This is a genomic window from Streptomyces sp. YS415 (genome assembly GCF_023544665.1).
In the GTDB taxonomy this organism is placed as follows: domain Bacteria; phylum Actinomycetota; class Actinomycetes; order Streptomycetales; family Streptomycetaceae; genus Streptomyces.
The window spans coordinates 1-15,905 of the sequence record NZ_JAMJFL010000006.1 but is presented as its reverse complement, the minus strand read 5'-3'; the positions used below and the strand labels follow the sequence as shown (position 1 = coordinate 15,905).

Here is a 15,905-nt window from a genome sequence, read left to right as displayed (position 1 = left end):
GCGGCCTATGGCTGAGGCGGCATGGCCGCCGCGGGAAAGCCGAGAAGTCGGGCCACGGCGGCGGTGACGGCAACGCTGTGGCCAGGCAGGTGCCTGGAGGTCCATTCGGTCGCCAGCGTGAGGAAGTCGGTCAGGTCTCGCTCAGCGCCGCTGAGCAGGTGGCGGAGCTCGGCGACACCCAGCTCGATCACCGGGCTGTCGCTGCGCTCTGCGTTGACAGTGAGCCGGACGGTGTCGCCGAAGCGCTCCGCAATCGGCGACACGGGGTCATGGCCGAAGCTGAGCATGCTGCCGTCGTCGACGAACCGGTGCCAGTCCCGCCAGTCCTCCAGGCCATCGCAGCACCCGGGCCGGAAGGTGACGCCCGTGGAGTGGTCGGTGACCCTCAGGCCGCCGGCCGCGAAGAGGGTGTCGAAGGTCAGCAGTCCGTGCAGGAACGAGTCGAGCGCGGCGGCCGGCCGAGGCGGCCGATCGCCGTCGGGGTCGAGGTCATTACAGCCGGCGATGCACATCAAGGCCGTCCCGACCTCGGCCGGTGACAATCCACAGCTCAGGGGCAGCAATTCGAGCGGCTTGAACTCGGCTACCGGCCAGAGGTCGAAGCCGTCCGGCGCGCATACCTCCAGAACGGGCTGCATCACGATCACCCGGCGAAGTGTTCCGCATCCCGTGCGACGAAACCGTGGAACCGCCGACTTGGCCTGCGCGTCAGACGGTCATGGCTGAGAGAGTTGGGCAAGTCGTCGTCGCCGCCGCGCTGGCGGCCGGGATACTCACGGGCTGTGCGACGGCCGGTGGCCCGGACGTGGGCGCTGTCCAATCGCCGCCGTCCGGCCGGGCGGTCCCCTACGACCTCTACACGCACTGCGGAATCGACGAAGCCCGCATCGGCTCGGCGTACTTCGAGGCGGAAGTCCCCCTCTCCGACGGTTCGGGAAACCCGCCCGAGGGATGGGACAACCCCACCCAACGGGGGACGATGACCTTGAAGTCCGCCAGGGAAGCCGTCTTCACCGACGACGCCGGACATGAAGTCCACTTCCGCGCCCGGCCAGGTGCGAGCAGCTTCAAGCGGCTCTGCGCGTAGCACCTCAGCTGGTCGAACTCCCGGGCACAGGCACCTTTTCGACGGACTGCCGCGTGCCCGGTGAGGTGTCCTCGGCCAGGAAGAAGGCGCGGGTGCGCTGGCCGGTGCCGAGGTCCTCGCCGGTGACGCTGAAGCCGCCGGGGGGAGCCGTCAGCTCCAGGGTGCCGCGGAAGCGGTGGGTCGTACCGTCCGGCAGGGTCCGGGTCACCAGCACGGTGTCACCAGTGCGCGGGCCCTCCGCCGGGTGTGGGGCGCTTACGTCGTTCATCCCTTGCTCCTGTTCTCGTCTTCGTTTCAACGTCGGTGGTATTGCCACGGTTCACCGCCTCTGGGCGCCCGCTTGCCACATCGCCACAGACCGGGTCGAACCGACCCAGCTCCCCGCACGTAGTCAGTGGTGTATCCAGTCGCCCGATGAAACGGAGCCCACCCATGCCCGTCGTCCTGGTTCATGGCGTGCCCGAGACCCCTGAGGTGTGGGACGAACTGCGTCCCCTGCTCGGCCGCGACAGCGTCGCACTGTCCCTGCCCGGCTTCGGCACCACGCTGCCGGAGGGGGCCACCCCGACGAAGGAGTTCTACGCCGACTGGCTGGCCGGCGCCCTGAAGGAGCTGGACGGCCCGATAGACCTCGTCGGTCACGACTGGGGCGCGCTGCTGGCCGCCAGGGTCGCCACCACCGGGGCGGTGCCGCTGCGCAGTTGGGCGATGGACGTGGCATGCGTCTACCACCCCTCCTACGACTGGCACGAGTTGGCCCGGATCTGGCAGACGCCCGCGGCGGGCGAGGCGTTCATGGAGCACGCGCTGACCACACCTGCGGACCACCCCGAGAGCACGGCGACCGCGATGCGCGGCTGGGGTGTGCCCGAGGAGCACGCCCTGGCCATGCACGGCCGGCTGGACCGGACGATGTGTGACGCGATCCTCTCGCTCTACCGGTCCGCCACCCCGAACGTGTTCGCCGACTGGGGGACGACGACCGCCGCGCCGCAGAGTCCCGGCCTGGTGCTCGTCCCGGAGAAGGACCACGTCGAGATCGCCGAGTTGTCCGAGCAGACGGCCGAACTCCTCGGCGCGCGCCCCGTCGCACTGCCGGATCTCGGGCACTGGTGGATGCTGGAGGATCCCGAGCACAGCGCATGGGAGCTGACCACGTTCTGGGACTCGCTGGACTGAGCGGCTGAGCGGCTGGGCGCGGGGGGCCACCCGCCCCCCGGCCCTGCTCGTACCATGCCGCTCAGGCTAGGCGGCCGACCGTCTCCAGCAGCACTGCCCGGTCCGGTGCCCCCGGCGCGTAACGCGGGTGTCCCGCGGCGAGTTCGACGATCCGCTGCACCAGACCGGGCTTGATGAGCGCCTCCTCCGCGGACGCGAGCTGGGAGGCCACCCGGCCGAAGCCGCGGACCACGTCGGCGTCGAGCGTGGCCGCGGTGTCCAGCGCGGTGCGCAGCGCCCAGGCGGGGTCGTCGGTGGAGTACGACTCGCCGCGGATCTCGGCGTCGACCTCCGCGAGCCGGTGCCGGTCCCAGGTGTCGCCGTCGTTCCACATCGGCCAGTACCGCTCCTCCAGTTCCGAGTCGAGGGTGAGCACGAGGTCGGCGGGGTCACCCAGCCCGGTACGGCGTACGACGTCGCGCAGCACCTGGGCCTGGCCCAGTCCGGCCGTCATCCCCATGCCGAACTGCGGGTTGAGCGTCATGTGGGCGTCCCCTACGGCGACCAGGCCCGTCACGAGCGGCTCGCCGTCGCTCACCCAACGGCGATGCGTGGTCCCCGTACCGCCCATGACGCGGACGTCGCCGTCGGGGACGCCTTCGGCCCAGTGCGCGGCCTCCGGGTACAGGGCGAGGACGGCGTCCCACACGCCGCTGTCGCTCAGCCGGCGCAGGGCCTGGTCGCGGCCGGAGGTGACCAGGGTGACCGACCAGTGGTCGCCGTCGCCGGGGGCCGTGATGACGGAGACGCTGTCGTGGTGGGTGAGCGGCCAGTAGCGGGACACGGGCAGGCCGCGGTCGTCGGCGCGGAAGAACCGCGAGTAGTAGCGGAACCCGGTCTCCTCACGGTGGACCAGGGGCGTCGCGCCGAGCCGTTCCAGCATCGCGGGCAGTTCGGTGCGGCGCCCGGAGGCGTCCACGACGAGGTCGGCTTCGATGCGGGTGCCGTCGTCGGTGACGACGCCGGTGACGTGCGGGCGGCCGACGACACGCGGCTCGCCGGTCAGCAGGGCCCGCACCCGGGAACCGGCGCGCAGGGTCACGCCGTCGGTGGCCGTGGCAGCCCCCTGGAGGGCGGCTTCCAGCACCGGCCGCCGGGCGGCGTACGTCTCGTACTGCTCGTCGCCGGGCCGCCGGGGGCCGACGGTGCCCGCTGCCCACACACCCGCGAGCATGTCGTGGCTACGGCCGCCCGCGTCGAGGATGCGGCGGACCGCGTCGGGCGTCTCCTGGTCGAGGATGCGGGCGCCGCCCGGCATGAGGATGTGCGTCTGCTCGTACTGCTTGACGCCTTGGCGGGCCTCCAGCGCCTCGCGGCCGACCGGGTCCCGCTCGAGCAGGGTCACACGGTGACCCACCTGCGCGAGGACCATGGACGCGAAACTGCCGACGATACCGGCGCCTGTCACCACGATGTGTGCCATGCGGACTCCTTGGAACAGTGACTGTCTTCGCGTCAGAGAATCCGGCGGACCGCTGCTCATTCGACAGGTCACTTTCCTGACCGATTCCGGCCGCTGCGCGAAGCGCGCCCGCACCACGGCGTCCACCGCCTCCGAACCACCACGCGCCCACCGTCGTAGTCCCCTGTGCCACGAAGAAGCCGGAGACCGCGCGCCGCACCCTCACGCGGGCGGCGGCACGGCCACCGGCAGTGCCCCAGGAGTGACCACCTCATGAACACCGCACGGCCCATTCCCATGCCGCTCACGACCGGCGCCGAGGCGTGCACCGCTTCCGACGCCTTCTTCCTCGACCAGTACCCGTCGGGCAGCTCCGAGGTGCTGGCCGCCACGGCGCTGTGCCGCCGCTGCCCACTGGTTCGCCTCTGCCTGATCTGGGCCCTGGACAACCCGGCGCTCACCTACGACGGCATCTGGGGCGCGACGACACCGGCGCAGCGCAGAGAGTTGCGCCTGGGCCTGGTGCGTCGGCTGGGCCGGGAGGGTACCGCGCGCACCCTGCGCGCCGAGTACCGGAAGAGCATGGCCGACCTTCCCCGCATGCCTGGCGCGGCCTGAGCACTGCCCCGGCAGGTCCCCTGCAACTACCCGCCCGACAAAGGGGATCGGCAAGGTGGCGACAAGGTTCGTCCAAGCCCCGCCCAGCAGTGTGAGTCCGCGACGGAAAACACACTGATCACGGATGAGGACGCCACCCCATGTTGCGGACCGCGGAGCTCCCGCACAGCCTGAACACCCGCATGTCTCCCGTACCCGGCGGCCTCCCCTGCGGCAGCGAGGAGGAGTTCATCCGGCGCCTCTACGCCGAGCACGGCACGCTCCTGCTGCGCTACGCCGCCCGCCTGCTCGGCGGAGACTGGCACCGCGCCGAGGACATCCTGCAAGAGGCCGCCCTGCGTGCCTGGAAGCATGCCCTCGCCCTCGGTCTGGACGTCGCCGAGGCGCGCCCCTGGATGTTCACGGTCGTCAAGAACCTGGTCATCGACCACCGGCGCGCCCGCACCATCCGGCCGCCCGAGAACGTGGCCCTCGACACCCTGCACAACGCGACCGCCACCGACGACAACGTCGAGCGTCTTCTCACCTCCCACCTCGTCACCGACGCCCTCGACGATCTCACCGAGCAGCATCGGGAGATCATCCGCCTCATGTACTACCTCGAGTGCAGCGTCGCCCAGGTCGCCGACCACCTGAGCATTCCGCCGGGGACCGCCAAGTCGCGCTCGTACTACGCCCTGCGCGCCCTGAAGAAGGCGCTCGCCGCACGAGGTCACGGGGCGAACTGACTCCCTGCTCAGCCGAAGAGGACCAGCGGCTTCGCCGGCAGGTCGAGCAGGGCTTCGGGCAGGTCGTCGTAGGCCAGCGTGTCGCTGTACACGGGCAGAGGGTCCACCTGTCCGGAGGCCAGCAGGGACAGGACGGCCGGTAGGTACGGTGTGATGTCGGGGCGCCCGGTGGTGAGGGTGACGGCGTCCATGTACATCGACATCAAGGGCAGCTTCACCGGTTCGAAGTAAATGCCGACGCTATGGCAGTGGCCCCCCTGTGCGGTCGCGCGCAGCCCCGCGGCGAGCCCGCGCGGATCCGCCGAGGCGTCCACCGTCACGGGGAATGCTCCGGCGTCCAGCTCGGCGGCGCTGTCGACGGTTTGCGCGCCGTAGGACTCGGCTATGCGGCGCCGACGCGCGTCGGAGTCGGCGTACACGACCTGCGAACTGCCCAGCGCCACCGCGAAGGCGCACGCGTACAGGCCGTGCGTCAGGCCCCCGACCACCAGCACCGGCTGCCCGGGTCGATTCCGCAAGCCTGTCCAGACCGCGCTGTACGCATCGGTGAGGCTGTCCGACGCGGCCGCTGCGGCAGCCGCGCTGACGGCTTCCGGAAGCGGGGTGAGGGCAGTGCGCGCCCAGGGCACGAGCAGCAACTCGGAGAACATTCCGCCCCATTCGCCACCCAGCGGGATCCCGAACATGGCGTAGGCGGGGGTGAGGGAGCACTGGGAGGGGCGGCCCGCCTGGCACGGAGCGCAGCTTCCGCACGCGACGTGCCAGGGAACGACCACGAGGTCCCCCACGGCGAGCCCCGCCACGTCCGAACCGAGTTCGACGACGCGGGCCACACATTCGTGTCCGAGCGCGAAGGGCCCCCGGAACGGGGTGTGTCCGGCAATCATGGCTCGGTCGAGGTCACAGGTGGTCGCGGCCACCGGCGCGACGATCGCCTCGTGCGGCTGCCGGATGCGGGGCGCCGGCAGATGACTCCAGCTCAACTCGCCCTTGCCGGTGTAGGTCAGCGACTTCATACGCGCGCTCCTGTTCTTCGGCCCGTCTGCGGGCAGTGTGTACCGCGACCGGCCAGAACGGCCGCTCCCCGTCACCGACTTGGCCGCCCGTGTCAGGGCCGACGCCTCGGATGTGCGCCTGTCTGTCCCCAGTAACGTGCCGATCGGAGGACCGGTTCGACGGCGGCCGGGGGAAGCCGGCCGAGCACCACCCCCGCCCCGCCCCGCGGCAACAAGCCCGGTGATGAACCGGACCCCGACTGCGGCCGTTGTGCCCCTCGAACAGCGATGTAAAGGAACGAGGCACGATGATGACGACGGCCACGAACGAGCACCGGAACAGCCCGGGGGCGCGCGAGACGGTTCCGGTCTACTTCGACGACTTGGACTCGTACGGCATGGTGCACCACGGCCGCTACGCGGTGCTGTTCGAGCGGGCGATGATTGCTTACTGGGCCGCGCGGGACGTGCCCCTCGGCGGCACGGGCTCCCCGGCCGGTGAGCGGGTCGTGCACGTCGTGCGGGGCCTTGAGCTGATCTACGAGGTGCCCATCACGCGCATGGGGGAGATCCGCGTGCACTTCTGCATCGAGCACGTGGGACGGACGAGCTACCGCTACGGATTCCGGCTCCTGTCGGCCGACGGCTCGACCGTGCACGCCACGGGGCGGCGGACCCAGGTGAACCTCGATCCGGCCACGCTGCGCCCGGCCCCGCTCTCCGCCCAGCTCCTGCGCCTGGCCGAGCCGATCATGTCGGAGGAAGCCCGGGCGTCGCTGTCCGCCCGGGTGGCGTCGGTGTGAGCAACGCGGCATTCGGGTGCGCGCCGAAAATTGACCGGATGCTGCCTCCGTTTTACGCTGGACCGAAATACGGAGGCAGCATTCGTTTTTCTGGGTGGACGGAGGCGGAGTGGACATGGGTGGCGACGGCCGACAGGGACGCAAGCCCCGCGCGGACGTCCTGCGCAACCGGGCCGCTCTCCTGGAGGCGGCGCAGCGCCACTTCCTCAGGTACGGGGTGGGCACGTCACTGGAGGCAGTCGCCAAGGAGGCCGGGGTCGGTCCCGCGACCCTGTACCGGCACTTCCCGACCCGGGAGGCGCTGCTCGCGGCGGTGCTCCAGACACGCTCGGACGAGCTGATGGCCCGCCGGGCCGAGATCGCCCGGGTCGAGGATGCGGCCGAGCGGCTGCGCCGGTGGCTGCGGGCCATGGAGGAGTACTTCAGCGCCTTCAGCGGGCTGCCGGAACCGCTCATGGCCGCGGCCAAGGCGCAGGAACCCGGCAACCCCCTGACCCTGCCCTGCGACACCCTCATCGCCACCACGGACGAGTACGTCGAAGCCGCTCAGCGGGCGGGGCGTGCCCGCTCCTCGGTGACCGGCTTCGATCTGTTCCTCGCCGCCTGCTCCGTCGCCTGGCTGATGGGCACCGGCGCCACCGACGAGGAAGCACTCGGCCGCCTGCGCGACCTCATCGAAAGCGGATACCGCCGCCCCGGCGACGCCGGGTAGCCCCCCAAGACCCCGGGCACCCGCGCCTCGCCGCTGCACCCCTCCCCCGCGTCGCCTCTTCGGGCGGCGCCTCGCACCCTTTTGACTCGCACCCTTTTGATCGGACACATCATGAAACTCGGCATCATCGGAACAGGCCCGGTCGGGACATCGTTGGCGCGCACGTTCAGTGCGGGCGGGCACGACGTCGAGGTGGCCAACTCCCGCGGCCCGGAAACCGTGGAAGCCGCCGTGCTGGAGTTCGGGGCGCAGGCGGTGACGGCCGAGAACGCCGTTCAGGGCAAGGACGTCATCATCCTGTCCGTTCCCTTCACGCGCATTCCGGACGTGGCCGTGCTGTTCGCGTCGGTGCCGGCCGAGGCGGTGGTCATCGACACCTCCAACTACTTCCCCCACTTGAGCGGCCGCGTCCAAGCGGTGGAGGACGGCCAGGTGGAGAGCCTGTGGGTGGCCGAGCAGCTGGGGCGCCCCGTGGCGAAGGCGTGGAACGCGGCCCTCGCAGGCACGTTGCAGACCCGGGGCGTACCGGCGGGGACCCCGGGCCGCATCGCGCTCCCGGTCGCCGCCGACTCCGACGAGGAACGCCGCGTCGCCATGCGCCTGGTGGACGAGAGCGGCTTCGAGCCCTTCGACGCCGGTGTACTGGCCGACTCCTGGCGCCAGCAGCCGATGACGCCCGCCTACTGCACCGAACTGAGCCTCCGGGACCTCGAAAAGGCCCTTGCCGCCGCCGACCGCAGTGCGGCCCCCCGCGACCGCGACCGCCAGATGCAGCGCTTCGCCGCGCTCACCTCCGCGCCCACCCTGGAGGCGACCGTGGAACTCAACCGCTCCTTGCACCGCTGACTCACGGCCGCCCTGGAGCGACATGCCGGCCGGCAGCCGCAGTGCCTGACGTGCGCGTAGCGCGAAGTGAGCAGGAAATCGGTCTGCCGTGTGAGCAGTGCGCCGGACGACGATGCCGTTCGTCAGGGTGACCGCCGGCAAGGGGAAGCAAGTGAGCGAGACCGTGCAAATGCTCGGAACATACCGGCCGAACGCACACGAGAGGCAGGCCGCCCCGCACGGGACCGGTGCCGCTCTGCGCGTGGACGTGCTCGGCCCGCTCCGGCTGCGCTGGGAAGGCAGAGCGGATGTCATCGACCTGGGACCGCCGCAGCGCCGCGCGCTGCTGCTGCGGCTGCTGGTCGCGGACGCCTGTCCGGTGAGCGTGGAGCGCCTGTGCGACGACCTGTGGGAGGGCGCGCCGCCGGCCGCCGCGGCCTCCTCGGTCCAGGCCCACATCAGCAGGCTGCGCTCGACGCTCAACTCGTCCCGCCCCGGCCCGGGCGCCACGGTACTCACCCGCGAAGCGACGGGGTACGTCCTGCGGCTCCCGGCAGAGCGCCGGGACAGCACGCTCTTCGCGGCGACCACTGACCGGGCCCGCGGATACTTCACCGCCGGCCGCACCCGGCAAGCGCTGCGCGAGGTGGAAGCCGCGCTGGCACTGTGGCGCGGGGAACCGTTCTACGACGCCCAGGGCCGCCGCTTCGCCCAGGGCGAGTCGTACCGGATGTGGGAACTGCGCTCTCACGCCGAGGAGTTGCGGGCGCGCGTGCTGTACGCGGAAGGGGATTACGCGCGGGCCGTTGCCGCGGCGGAGGACGTCGTGGGCCGGGACCCGCTGCGCGAGTCCTCGTGGGCGGTGCTGCTGCACGCGCTGTACGCCTCGGGGCGAGCCGCCGAAGCGCTGCGCCGCTTCGAGACGGTACGCCGAACGCTGGCCGACGAGGTTGGCATGGACCCCGGGCCGGAACTGCGCCGGGCTCACGAGAGCATCCTGCGGCACGAGGTCTTCGGCGCGCCCGGACCGGCTCCCATGGCCTCGGCGTCGGCCCCCGTACGGCTGCGGACGGCGCCCGGGCCTGCCGCCGTACCGGCCCGCGACAGCGGACATGACCCCGCCGGCCACAGCGACCCTCACGAACACGCGCGACGGCCGGTGCGCGCCGCGATCCCCAGCCCCGGCGTCGGCACACACCTCACCGATGACCTTCGCGGGCTTCTCGACACCGTCGCCGCCAGGGCCGGTATGGGCGGTGACGGCACGCACTTCCTGAACGTACTGGGCCGGCGGTCGCCGACGGCTCTCGCGCACGCCCTTCTCACGGCCGCCGCCTCCTCTCCGGAAAGCGGTGAGGAGGCGACAGGAACGGCGGGCGCCGACGCCGTACGGCACGGGACGGTGGTCCCGCTGCGGGCGGCGGCCGGCGCCCCGCTCGCGGCGGTGGTGTCCCTGCACAGCTACCGGTGGCACCGGGCCGACGCGCAGAGCCGGATGGCCACGGGCACCCCGGCTCGCCGCCAACGCGGCCGATCCCGGCGGCGGGTCAACGCCGACTCCCGGTAGCCGCGCAGCCCTTGGGCGTCAGCCGATCAGCTCGGCGAACCGGCGGGCGTCGATGTTGCCGCCGGAGACGATGACTCCGACGCGGCGGGGCAGCGGCTCGATCCGGCCCGCCAGCAGCGCGGCCAGTGGCGTGGCGCCGCTGGGTTCCATGACCGTCTTCATGCGCTCGAAGGCGAAGCGCATGGCGTCACGGATCTCGTCGTCGCTGACCAGGACGATGTCATCCACGAGCTTCTGGTTGAGGGAGAAGGTGAGTTCGCCGGGGATGTCCGCGGCCTGTCCGTCGGCGATGGTGCGCGGCACCGGGACGGAGACGCGCCGCCCGGCCTCCAGCGAGCGCTTGGTGTCGTCGCCCTGCTCCGGCTCGACGCCGATCACGCTGATGCCGGGCAGCAGGCCCTTGGCGGCGGTGGCGCTGCCGGCGATCAGTCCGCCGCCGCCGACCGGGACCACCAGGGCGTCGAGGTCCCCGACCTCTTCGATCAGTTCGAGGGCGGCGGTGCCCTGGCCCGCGATGACGTGGGGGTGCTCGTACGGCGGGATGAGGGTCAGCCCGCGGTCGGCGGCGAGCGCCTCGCCGATGGCGACACGGTCGCCGGTGTAGCGGTCGTAGGTGACCACTTCGGCGCCGTAGCCGAGCGTGGCCTCGACCTTGGAGCGCGGGGTGTCCTCGGGCATGAGGATGACCGCCGTGGTGCCGAGTTCGCGGGCGGCCAGTGCCACAGCCTGGGCGTGGTTGCCCGAGGAGTACGCCGCGATGCCCCGTGCCACCTGCTCGGGGGACAGCCGGGAGGCCGCGTTGTAGGCGCCGCGGAACTTGAAGGCGCCTATGCGCTGCAGGTTCTCGCACTTGACGTGCACCTCGGCACCCACGAGGGCGTCCAGGGTGCGGGAGCGCAGCACGGGGGTGCGGTGCGCCACTCCCTCGATGCGCGCGGCGGCGTCCTGTACGTCGTTCAGGGTGACCGTCATGCTGGTTCTCCGTTTCGATCGTTGCGCTGTCGCCCGGTGCCGTCCTGGGGCGGCGCGGGAGCGGTGGCCCTGGCCTGGGCGAGGTAGTTGTAGGCGGACGCCCGGGAGATGCCGAGCCGTTCGGCGACCCGCTGGGCCGCGCCGCGGACCGCGAAGACGCCGTCGGCGTCCAGCGCGGCGAACAGGCGCAGGCGTTCGTCGCGGTCGAGGGCGCTCCAGGTCTTGCCCTGGTGCAGGTGGTGGGTGTCGACGAGGGAGTCCACCACCGAGTCGATGTCGTTGCCGAAGGTGGTCGTGGGCACCGGTGCGGCGTCGGCCACGCCAGCCAGGCCCGCGATCAGGGCACCCGCCTGGTGCAGGGTGGTGACGTCGAGATTGACGCACAGTGCACCGAACACCGTGCCGGCCGAGTCCCGCAGCACCATGGTGGACGACTTGAGGAGCTTTCCGCTCTGGGTGCGGGTGAGGTAGTTCAGCTCGTCGTCGGCGTCGTTGCCGCGGGCGACGAGGCCCATGCCGATCTCACTCATCGCCCCGCCGACCTGGCGTCCGGTGACCGATCCGGCGATGGCCACGACGGATCGTTCCGGACGGCGGAAGTCGTGCACGACCACCTCGCAGAAGGACCCCAGTGTCGCGGCGAGGCCGTCGGCGACCGGGGCCAAGGCCGCGAGGATCGCGTCCTGCTCCCGTGCCCGTTCCTCAGGCGACATCGGTGGCCTCGGCGTGCGTCCGCAGGTGGGCGAGTGCCTCGATCTCCACGCAGGCTCCGTACGGGAGCGCCGCCACGCCGACGCAGGAGCGGGCGGGCCGGGGCTGGGCGAAGAACTGCCCGTAGGCGATGTTCAGCCGGTCCCGGTCGGTGACATCGGTCAGGTACGCCACGACCTGGATCACGTCCTCGCGCGTCGCGCCGACCGAGCGCAGTGCCGCGTCCAGATTGCTGAACGCCTGGACGCATTCGGCCTCGAAGCCGCCCGGCACGAGCTCTCCCGCCTCGTTCACCCCCAGCCGCCCGGAGACCGCGACCAGGTCGCCGCTGCGTCGGGCGACGGGGTAGGGGTGATCGTCGGTTTCGCTCAGCTCTGTGTGCAGCATTCCACGCCTCCGGTGACGGGCGCCTTCGACGCCCAGCGACTAGACCTAGAATCTAACACTTGGACTGAGATTCCAGAAGCGGGTTGGTGGGCCGCTCGCTCAGCCCAGAGCCGCGGCGGCTACGGCCGTCGCTCGCGCGAGCAGGAGTTCGTCCGCCGACGCCTCGGGGTCCGGCCGGGTGGACAGGACCGCCAGCACGACCGGCTCACCCTTGGGCGTCCAGGCCACTCCCACGTCGTTGGTGGTGCCGTACTCCCCGGTGCCCGTCTTCTCCGCGACCGTCCAGCCCTCGGGCAGGCCCGCCCTGATCCGGTTGTCCCCCGTGGTGTTGGCCAGCAGCCACCCCGTCAGGCGTTCCCGGTCCGCGGGGGCGAGCGCCCGGGTGAGGACGAGCCGCGCGTACGTCTTGCCGATGGCGAGCGGGGAGGTGGTGTCCGTGACGCGGCCGGGCTCGGCCGAGTTCAGCTCCGGCTCCCAGCGGTCCAGGCGGGTCACGTCATCACCGAGCGAGCGGCAGAAACACGTCACGGCGGTCGGGCCGCCCAGCTCGCGCACCAGCAGGTTCATGGCGGTGTTGTCGCTGTGGGTGATGGTCGCGGCGCACAGGTCTGCCACCGTCATCCCCTGAGCCAGGTTCTCGGCCAGTCCGGTGACCGGGGCGTACCCGGACCGTGTCACGTCGTCCGATCCGTACCGGATGACCTTCGCGAGGAACGTTCCGTCCTGGTCGAGGTCCCGCAGCACCGCGGCGACGACGGGCGTCTTGGCCACCGAGCAGATGGGGAACCGCTCGTCGGCGCGATGGCGCACCGTCTCGCCGGACACCGTGTTCCAGGCGAACACCCCGAGCCGGGCTCCGTGCCGGCGCTCCAGGGCCCGCAGCGAGCGCACGGCGTCGTCCCGCCGCTCGCCGGCGCGGGCAGCCACGGGCACGGCGGAGCCACCGGCGAGGGCCGCAGCGGCGCCGGCGACGAGCAGTGAGCGACGGGTCCAGGTCTTCGTCGTGGTGGGTCGCACGTACATGTCCCTTCACAGATCACGGCCGTACTCGCGGATGCGTCGGCCCGTGGGTTCTACGCCGTCGGCGGAGGAAAGGTTCATGTCGGCGCCACGGCGGCGTGTACGCACTGCACGGAGGAGCCACGCTGCGGTACGCCTCCCGCCCGTTGGGCGGCGACTGGTATCTGGCCGAGGACATCCTCCAGGAGGCGGTCCTGCGCGCCAGCACGGTGCTCGCCACCCTGGAGGTGTCGGTGCCGGATCCGACCGACCGGCTGCTACGGGGCCGACTGGCGCTCGACGCCGTGTCCGAGCTGACCGAACAGCAGCGCCAGGCGATCGGCCTCCTTTACCACGGCCGGTTCAACGCGGCGCAGGCCGCCGAACACCTGGGCATTCCTGTGGGCACCGTCAAGTCCCGGTCCTACTACGCGCTGCGCGCTGCGCGCCCTGAGGCGGGCCTTGGAGGCTCGTGGCGCGGTCACGGACGTCGTCCGGTGACCTGAGACCGGCGCTCCTCACGCGTGCGGCGCGTCCGCAACGGGCAGCGGTGTGCCGCTCAGTTCATGCTGCCAGAGCAGTTCGGCGACGCGCTCGACGCCGGAGGTGAGGTGACGGCGGTAGGTGCTGAAGGGCAGGTCGAGCCGTTCGGCCGCCGCCTCCTGCGTGGGAGCGCCCTTGAGGTACGTCGTGACCAGCGCCCGGTGCCTCTTCTCACCCCCGCGCTCGCGGGGCAGCGCCTCCACCACACGCTGGAGGACCTCCTTGAGGTCTCCGCCGTTCTGCAGGACGAGGCGGCTGCGGTTGAGGGGGTTCGCGGCAAGCGCGTCGGGACGGCGCAGGGCACGCAGCGCGTCGCGTACGGCGGCGTCGAACTCGGGCCGGGACAGTACGGCCAGTTCGGGCAGCTGTCGTACGGCCGGGTCGACGGCCGCCTCCGCCGGGCCCTCGGCGCCCGCCAGGATGGCATCGGTCCTGGCTGCCAGCCACGGAATGACGGGCTGGGCCCGCCAGTCGTGGGCGAACAGGCGGTAGGGGTGGCCCCCCACGACCGGGGCGGTCGACGTCGGAGGCATGTCGAAGTGGATGAGGTGCTTGTTCCAGAAACCGTCGTCACGCATGACGATGTAATGCCAGGCCAGGCGGTCGGCGCGGAAGATCTCCCCCATGGCCCGCCACTGGGCGAGAGTGGTGGCCGGTGAGGGCCGCTGGTAGGCCTTGGGATAGACGGTGAAGCGGGCCACGGCAAGGAACTCGTCGGCGCGCAGGGGCTCATGGGCGCGAGCATGCTCCCAGGCGGCGGCCACGACGGGGTCGACGTCGCAGCCGAGGTCATCGGTCAGCCGGAGCCAGGCCGAGCAGGCGACGATCTCGTCGGTGCGGGCGGAGCGGTAGACGCGGAACGCCTCGGGCTGCTGATCGAGCCAGTAGCGGGCGATCGCCGCGGACTCGGGGCCTTCGGTCTCCTCGACGAGTGCCACCAGGCGGGACTCGTCGGACGGCACGCACGGGCCGTCGTAGACCAGGCCCGCCTGGTTCCAGTCGTGGAAGTCGTCCATGTGGCCGTCGGTCCGGTAGAGGTAGAGCAACGCGCCCGTGGCGGGCAGGAGTTGGGCGCTGGGCACGGCACGCAGCTGCTCGAAGAGGTGCTGGTGCAGCTGCTTGTGCAGGGAAGCGAAGCCCTCCGGGTCGCGCCAGCGCAGGTCGGCGACGAGCGTCTCGCGCACGACGTCGTGGGGGAAGAGACCCAGGGCGGTGCTCTCGATGTACGGCTGGGCACGCAGCCAGGCGAAGAGTTCGGGCGCCTGTTCGCCGAGCAGCGCCCGCAGCAGGCTTTCCGAGGTGACGTAGGCGTGCGCGCAGATCTCCAGCGCCTTGCGGTGGGTGGCGCTGGGCGAGGGTTCGCCGATGAGCTGGGGCAGCAGCGTGGCGATGACATCCTGGCTGGGCGTCCAGTCGGGGGTGTGCCCCACCGTGGGGACGGCGGGGTGTTCGGCGCTCACGGCGACGGAGGCGGCCAGCGCGAGGGCCAGCGGATTGCCGCCCGTGAACCGCAGGAGCACCTCGTGACGGGGGGCGGGTACGCCGCGCGCCGCGAGGAAGGCCAGGGCGTCCCCGGGCGTGAGGTTGCGCAGGGCCACCACGTTGAGGAGGTCCGCCCATCCCAGGTCGGACACCCATCGCGCGTCGGGCGGCACCCGTCCGGCGACCACGACGACGGCACCGGCCGGCATCGCGGGCAGGAACTGCTCCCAGAGCCAGCCCTCCAGACCCTGACAGCGTTCGAAGGTGTCGACCAGCAGCACCGCTCCCGCCTCGCTCACCGCGTCCTTCGCGGCGGCGGTGAAGTCCTCCGGCGTGGGAGGGACTGTACGCCCGTCGACCTCGACCACCAACCGGCCCGCCCGCCGGGCCTCCTGGGCGAAGCGCCGAAGCAGCGCGGACTTGCCGATACCGCCGGGGCCGTGCAGGTAGTGCACCGGAGCGGCACCCGGCCGCTCGCTCAACGCCGCCCGGAACAGCTCCTGTTCGGCTTCCCGGCCGACGAACAGCCGGTCACGTGCGGCGGTCAGCCGACTGGCGAATGAGCCCTCTCGCTCCAGGCTCATGGCTACCTCGCTGTAGTTGTGGGTGATCTTCAAGCAGTCCGTGCAGCATACGCGGTCAGCCTTGCCTGCTCGCACAAGTGATCGGCTCCCGGTGGAGGCTGAAGGGACTTCCGATGAGCAGATGTGTGGCCAGCCACTAGATTTGGAGTTACAGTTATGTGGTCGGCCAAGTAATTCGGCCCGCTACGGAAGGCAGCACCATGCAATTCGGCATCTTCAGCATCGGCGACGTCAGGCCCGACCCGGCCTCCAATCGCCCCGCCTCCGAACAC

At 71.6% G+C, this 15,905-nt stretch carries 18 protein-coding genes; 9 read left to right on the top strand and 9 right to left on the bottom strand.

The features are described from left to right. Positions 1–5: 5 nt before the first annotated feature. Positions 6–638 (bottom strand): hypothetical protein, encoded by a 633-nt coding sequence (locus tag M8H82_RS09495; protein WP_250072510.1) that lies wholly within the window; start codon positions 636–638, stop codon positions 6–8. 80 nt (positions 639–718) lie between these two features. Here M8H82_RS09495 and M8H82_RS09490 point away from each other — a divergent pair, with 80 nt between their 5' ends. Continuing rightward, positions 719–1,087, top strand: a complete 369-nt coding sequence (locus M8H82_RS09490) for a hypothetical protein (RefSeq protein WP_250072082.1) — start codon at positions 719–721, stop codon at positions 1,085–1,087. 4 nt (positions 1,088–1,091) lie between these two features. On the opposite strand, the gene M8H82_RS09485 is transcribed toward M8H82_RS09490, so the two are convergent. Beyond that, complete coding sequence (locus tag M8H82_RS09485; protein WP_250072080.1) at positions 1,092–1,355, bottom strand: hypothetical protein; 264 nt, start codon at positions 1,353–1,355, stop codon at positions 1,092–1,094. Positions 1,356–1,519: 164 nt separating this feature from the next. Here M8H82_RS09485 and M8H82_RS09480 point away from each other — a divergent pair, with 164 nt between their 5' ends. Beyond that, the gene (locus M8H82_RS09480) at positions 1,520–2,266 is read left to right on the top strand and encodes an alpha/beta fold hydrolase (RefSeq protein ID WP_250072078.1); all 747 of its coding nucleotides are present in this window, start codon (positions 1,520–1,522) and stop codon (positions 2,264–2,266) included. A gap of 61 nt (positions 2,267–2,327) precedes the next feature. Here M8H82_RS09480 and M8H82_RS09475 read toward each other — a convergent pair whose 3' ends face one another. Then, positions 2,328–3,788 (bottom strand): FAD-dependent oxidoreductase, encoded by a 1,461-nt coding sequence (locus M8H82_RS09475; RefSeq protein WP_374211639.1) that lies wholly within the window; start codon positions 3,786–3,788, stop codon positions 2,328–2,330. A 192-nt stretch (positions 3,789–3,980) separates the two neighbouring features. Here M8H82_RS09475 and M8H82_RS09470 point away from each other — a divergent pair, with 192 nt between their 5' ends. Both M8H82_RS09470 and M8H82_RS09465 read left to right on the top strand, forming a co-directional pair. Then, a complete protein-coding gene (locus M8H82_RS09470; RefSeq protein ID WP_250072074.1) occupies positions 3,981–4,325 on the top strand; it encodes a WhiB family transcriptional regulator in 345 nt (114 codons plus the stop codon). Positions 4,326–4,507: 182 nt separating this feature from the next. Beyond that, positions 4,508–5,053: a sigma-70 family RNA polymerase sigma factor gene (locus M8H82_RS09465; RefSeq protein ID WP_250072071.1), complete on the top strand. Its 546-nt coding sequence runs from the start codon at positions 4,508–4,510 to the stop codon at positions 5,051–5,053. 8 nt (positions 5,054–5,061) lie between these two features. Here the strand turns inward: M8H82_RS09465 and M8H82_RS09460 are convergent, their stop codons facing one another. Further along, a complete protein-coding gene (locus M8H82_RS09460) occupies positions 5,062–6,069 on the bottom strand; it encodes a zinc-binding dehydrogenase (protein ID WP_250072070.1) in 1,008 nt (335 codons plus the stop codon). A 287-nt stretch (positions 6,070–6,356) separates the two neighbouring features. Here M8H82_RS09460 and M8H82_RS09455 point away from each other — a divergent pair, with 287 nt between their 5' ends. The 4 genes from M8H82_RS09455 (at position 6,357) to M8H82_RS09440 (ending at position 9,955) form a co-directional block, all read left to right on the top strand. Beyond that, on the top strand, positions 6,357–6,851 hold the full coding sequence (locus M8H82_RS09455) for a thioesterase family protein (RefSeq protein WP_250072068.1): 495 nt from the start codon (positions 6,357–6,359) through the stop codon (positions 6,849–6,851). 115 nt (positions 6,852–6,966) lie between these two features. Continuing rightward, the gene (locus tag M8H82_RS09450; RefSeq protein ID WP_250072065.1) at positions 6,967–7,563 is read left to right on the top strand and encodes a TetR/AcrR family transcriptional regulator; all 597 of its coding nucleotides are present in this window, start codon (positions 6,967–6,969) and stop codon (positions 7,561–7,563) included. 111 nt (positions 7,564–7,674) lie between these two features. Continuing rightward, positions 7,675–8,409, top strand: a complete 735-nt coding sequence (locus tag M8H82_RS09445) for an NADPH-dependent F420 reductase (RefSeq protein ID WP_250072064.1) — start codon at positions 7,675–7,677, stop codon at positions 8,407–8,409. Between the two features lie 151 nt (positions 8,410–8,560). Continuing rightward, positions 8,561–9,955, top strand: a complete 1,395-nt coding sequence (locus tag M8H82_RS09440) for an AfsR/SARP family transcriptional regulator (RefSeq protein ID WP_250072063.1) — start codon at positions 8,561–8,563, stop codon at positions 9,953–9,955. Between the two features lie 18 nt (positions 9,956–9,973). Here M8H82_RS09440 and M8H82_RS09435 read toward each other — a convergent pair whose 3' ends face one another. From M8H82_RS09435 to bla, 4 genes are all read right to left on the bottom strand, one after another. Further along, positions 9,974–10,927: a threo-3-hydroxy-L-aspartate ammonia-lyase gene (locus tag M8H82_RS09435; protein ID WP_250072062.1), complete on the bottom strand. Its 954-nt coding sequence runs from the start codon at positions 10,925–10,927 to the stop codon at positions 9,974–9,976. Beyond that, on the bottom strand, positions 10,924–11,640 hold the full coding sequence (locus tag M8H82_RS09430) for a transcriptional regulator (RefSeq protein ID WP_250072061.1): 717 nt from the start codon (positions 11,638–11,640) through the stop codon (positions 10,924–10,926). The genes M8H82_RS09435 and M8H82_RS09430 overlap by 4 nt, the downstream gene beginning before the upstream one ends. After that, a complete protein-coding gene (locus M8H82_RS09425; RefSeq protein ID WP_250072060.1) occupies positions 11,630–12,025 on the bottom strand; it encodes a RidA family protein in 396 nt (131 codons plus the stop codon). Before M8H82_RS09425 ends, M8H82_RS09430 begins: the two co-directional genes overlap by 11 nt. A 99-nt stretch (positions 12,026–12,124) precedes the next feature. Next, positions 12,125–13,048 (bottom strand): class A beta-lactamase, encoded by a 924-nt coding sequence (gene bla / locus M8H82_RS09420; RefSeq protein ID WP_374211638.1) that lies wholly within the window; start codon positions 13,046–13,048, stop codon positions 12,125–12,127. Between the two features lie 95 nt (positions 13,049–13,143). On the opposite strand from bla, the gene M8H82_RS09415 reads away from it, so the two are divergent. Beyond that, the gene (locus tag M8H82_RS09415) at positions 13,144–13,530 is read left to right on the top strand and encodes a sigma factor-like helix-turn-helix DNA-binding protein (RefSeq protein WP_250072058.1); all 387 of its coding nucleotides are present in this window, start codon (positions 13,144–13,146) and stop codon (positions 13,528–13,530) included. A gap of 12 nt (positions 13,531–13,542) precedes the next feature. On the opposite strand, the gene M8H82_RS09410 is transcribed toward M8H82_RS09415, so the two are convergent. Further along, entirely contained in the window at positions 13,543–15,666 is a 2,124-nt protein-coding gene (locus M8H82_RS09410) for an ATP-binding protein (RefSeq protein ID WP_250072057.1), read from the bottom strand. Positions 15,667–15,905: the final 239 nt, after the last annotated feature.

Bases quoted from the DNA above. Each gene is read 5' to 3' on its own strand.
- M8H82_RS09495 (WP_250072510.1), bottom strand. From the start codon at position 638: ATGCAGCCCGTTCTGGAGGTATGCGCGCCGGACGGCTTCGACCTCTGG.
- M8H82_RS09455 (WP_250072068.1), top strand. From the start codon at position 6,357: ATGATGACGACGGCCACGAACGAGCACCGGAACAGCCCGGGGGCGCGC.
- M8H82_RS09480 (WP_250072078.1), top strand. From the start codon at position 1,520: ATGCCCGTCGTCCTGGTTCATGGCGTGCCCGAGACCCCTGAGGTGTGG.
- M8H82_RS09430 (WP_250072061.1), bottom strand. From the start codon at position 11,640: ATGTCGCCTGAGGAACGGGCACGGGAGCAGGACGCGATCCTCGCGGCC.
- M8H82_RS09445 (WP_250072064.1), top strand. From the start codon at position 7,675: ATGAAACTCGGCATCATCGGAACAGGCCCGGTCGGGACATCGTTGGCG.
- M8H82_RS09435 (WP_250072062.1), bottom strand. From the start codon at position 10,927: ATGACGGTCACCCTGAACGACGTACAGGACGCCGCCGCGCGCATCGAG.
- M8H82_RS09460 (WP_250072070.1), bottom strand. From the start codon at position 6,069: ATGAAGTCGCTGACCTACACCGGCAAGGGCGAGTTGAGCTGGAGTCAT.
- M8H82_RS09425 (WP_250072060.1), bottom strand. From the start codon at position 12,025: ATGCTGCACACAGAGCTGAGCGAAACCGACGATCACCCCTACCCCGTC.
- M8H82_RS09470 (WP_250072074.1), top strand. From the start codon at position 3,981: ATGAACACCGCACGGCCCATTCCCATGCCGCTCACGACCGGCGCCGAG.
- bla (WP_374211638.1), bottom strand. From the start codon at position 13,048: ATGTACGTGCGACCCACCACGACGAAGACCTGGACCCGTCGCTCACTG.
- M8H82_RS09485 (WP_250072080.1), bottom strand. From the start codon at position 1,355: ATGAACGACGTAAGCGCCCCACACCCGGCGGAGGGCCCGCGCACTGGT.
- M8H82_RS09490 (WP_250072082.1), top strand. From the start codon at position 719: ATGGCTGAGAGAGTTGGGCAAGTCGTCGTCGCCGCCGCGCTGGCGGCC.
- M8H82_RS09465 (WP_250072071.1), top strand. From the start codon at position 4,508: ATGTCTCCCGTACCCGGCGGCCTCCCCTGCGGCAGCGAGGAGGAGTTC.
- M8H82_RS09450 (WP_250072065.1), top strand. From the start codon at position 6,967: ATGGGTGGCGACGGCCGACAGGGACGCAAGCCCCGCGCGGACGTCCTG.
- M8H82_RS09475 (WP_374211639.1), bottom strand. From the start codon at position 3,788: ATGAGCAGCGGTCCGCCGGATTCTCTGACGCGAAGACAGTCACTGTTC.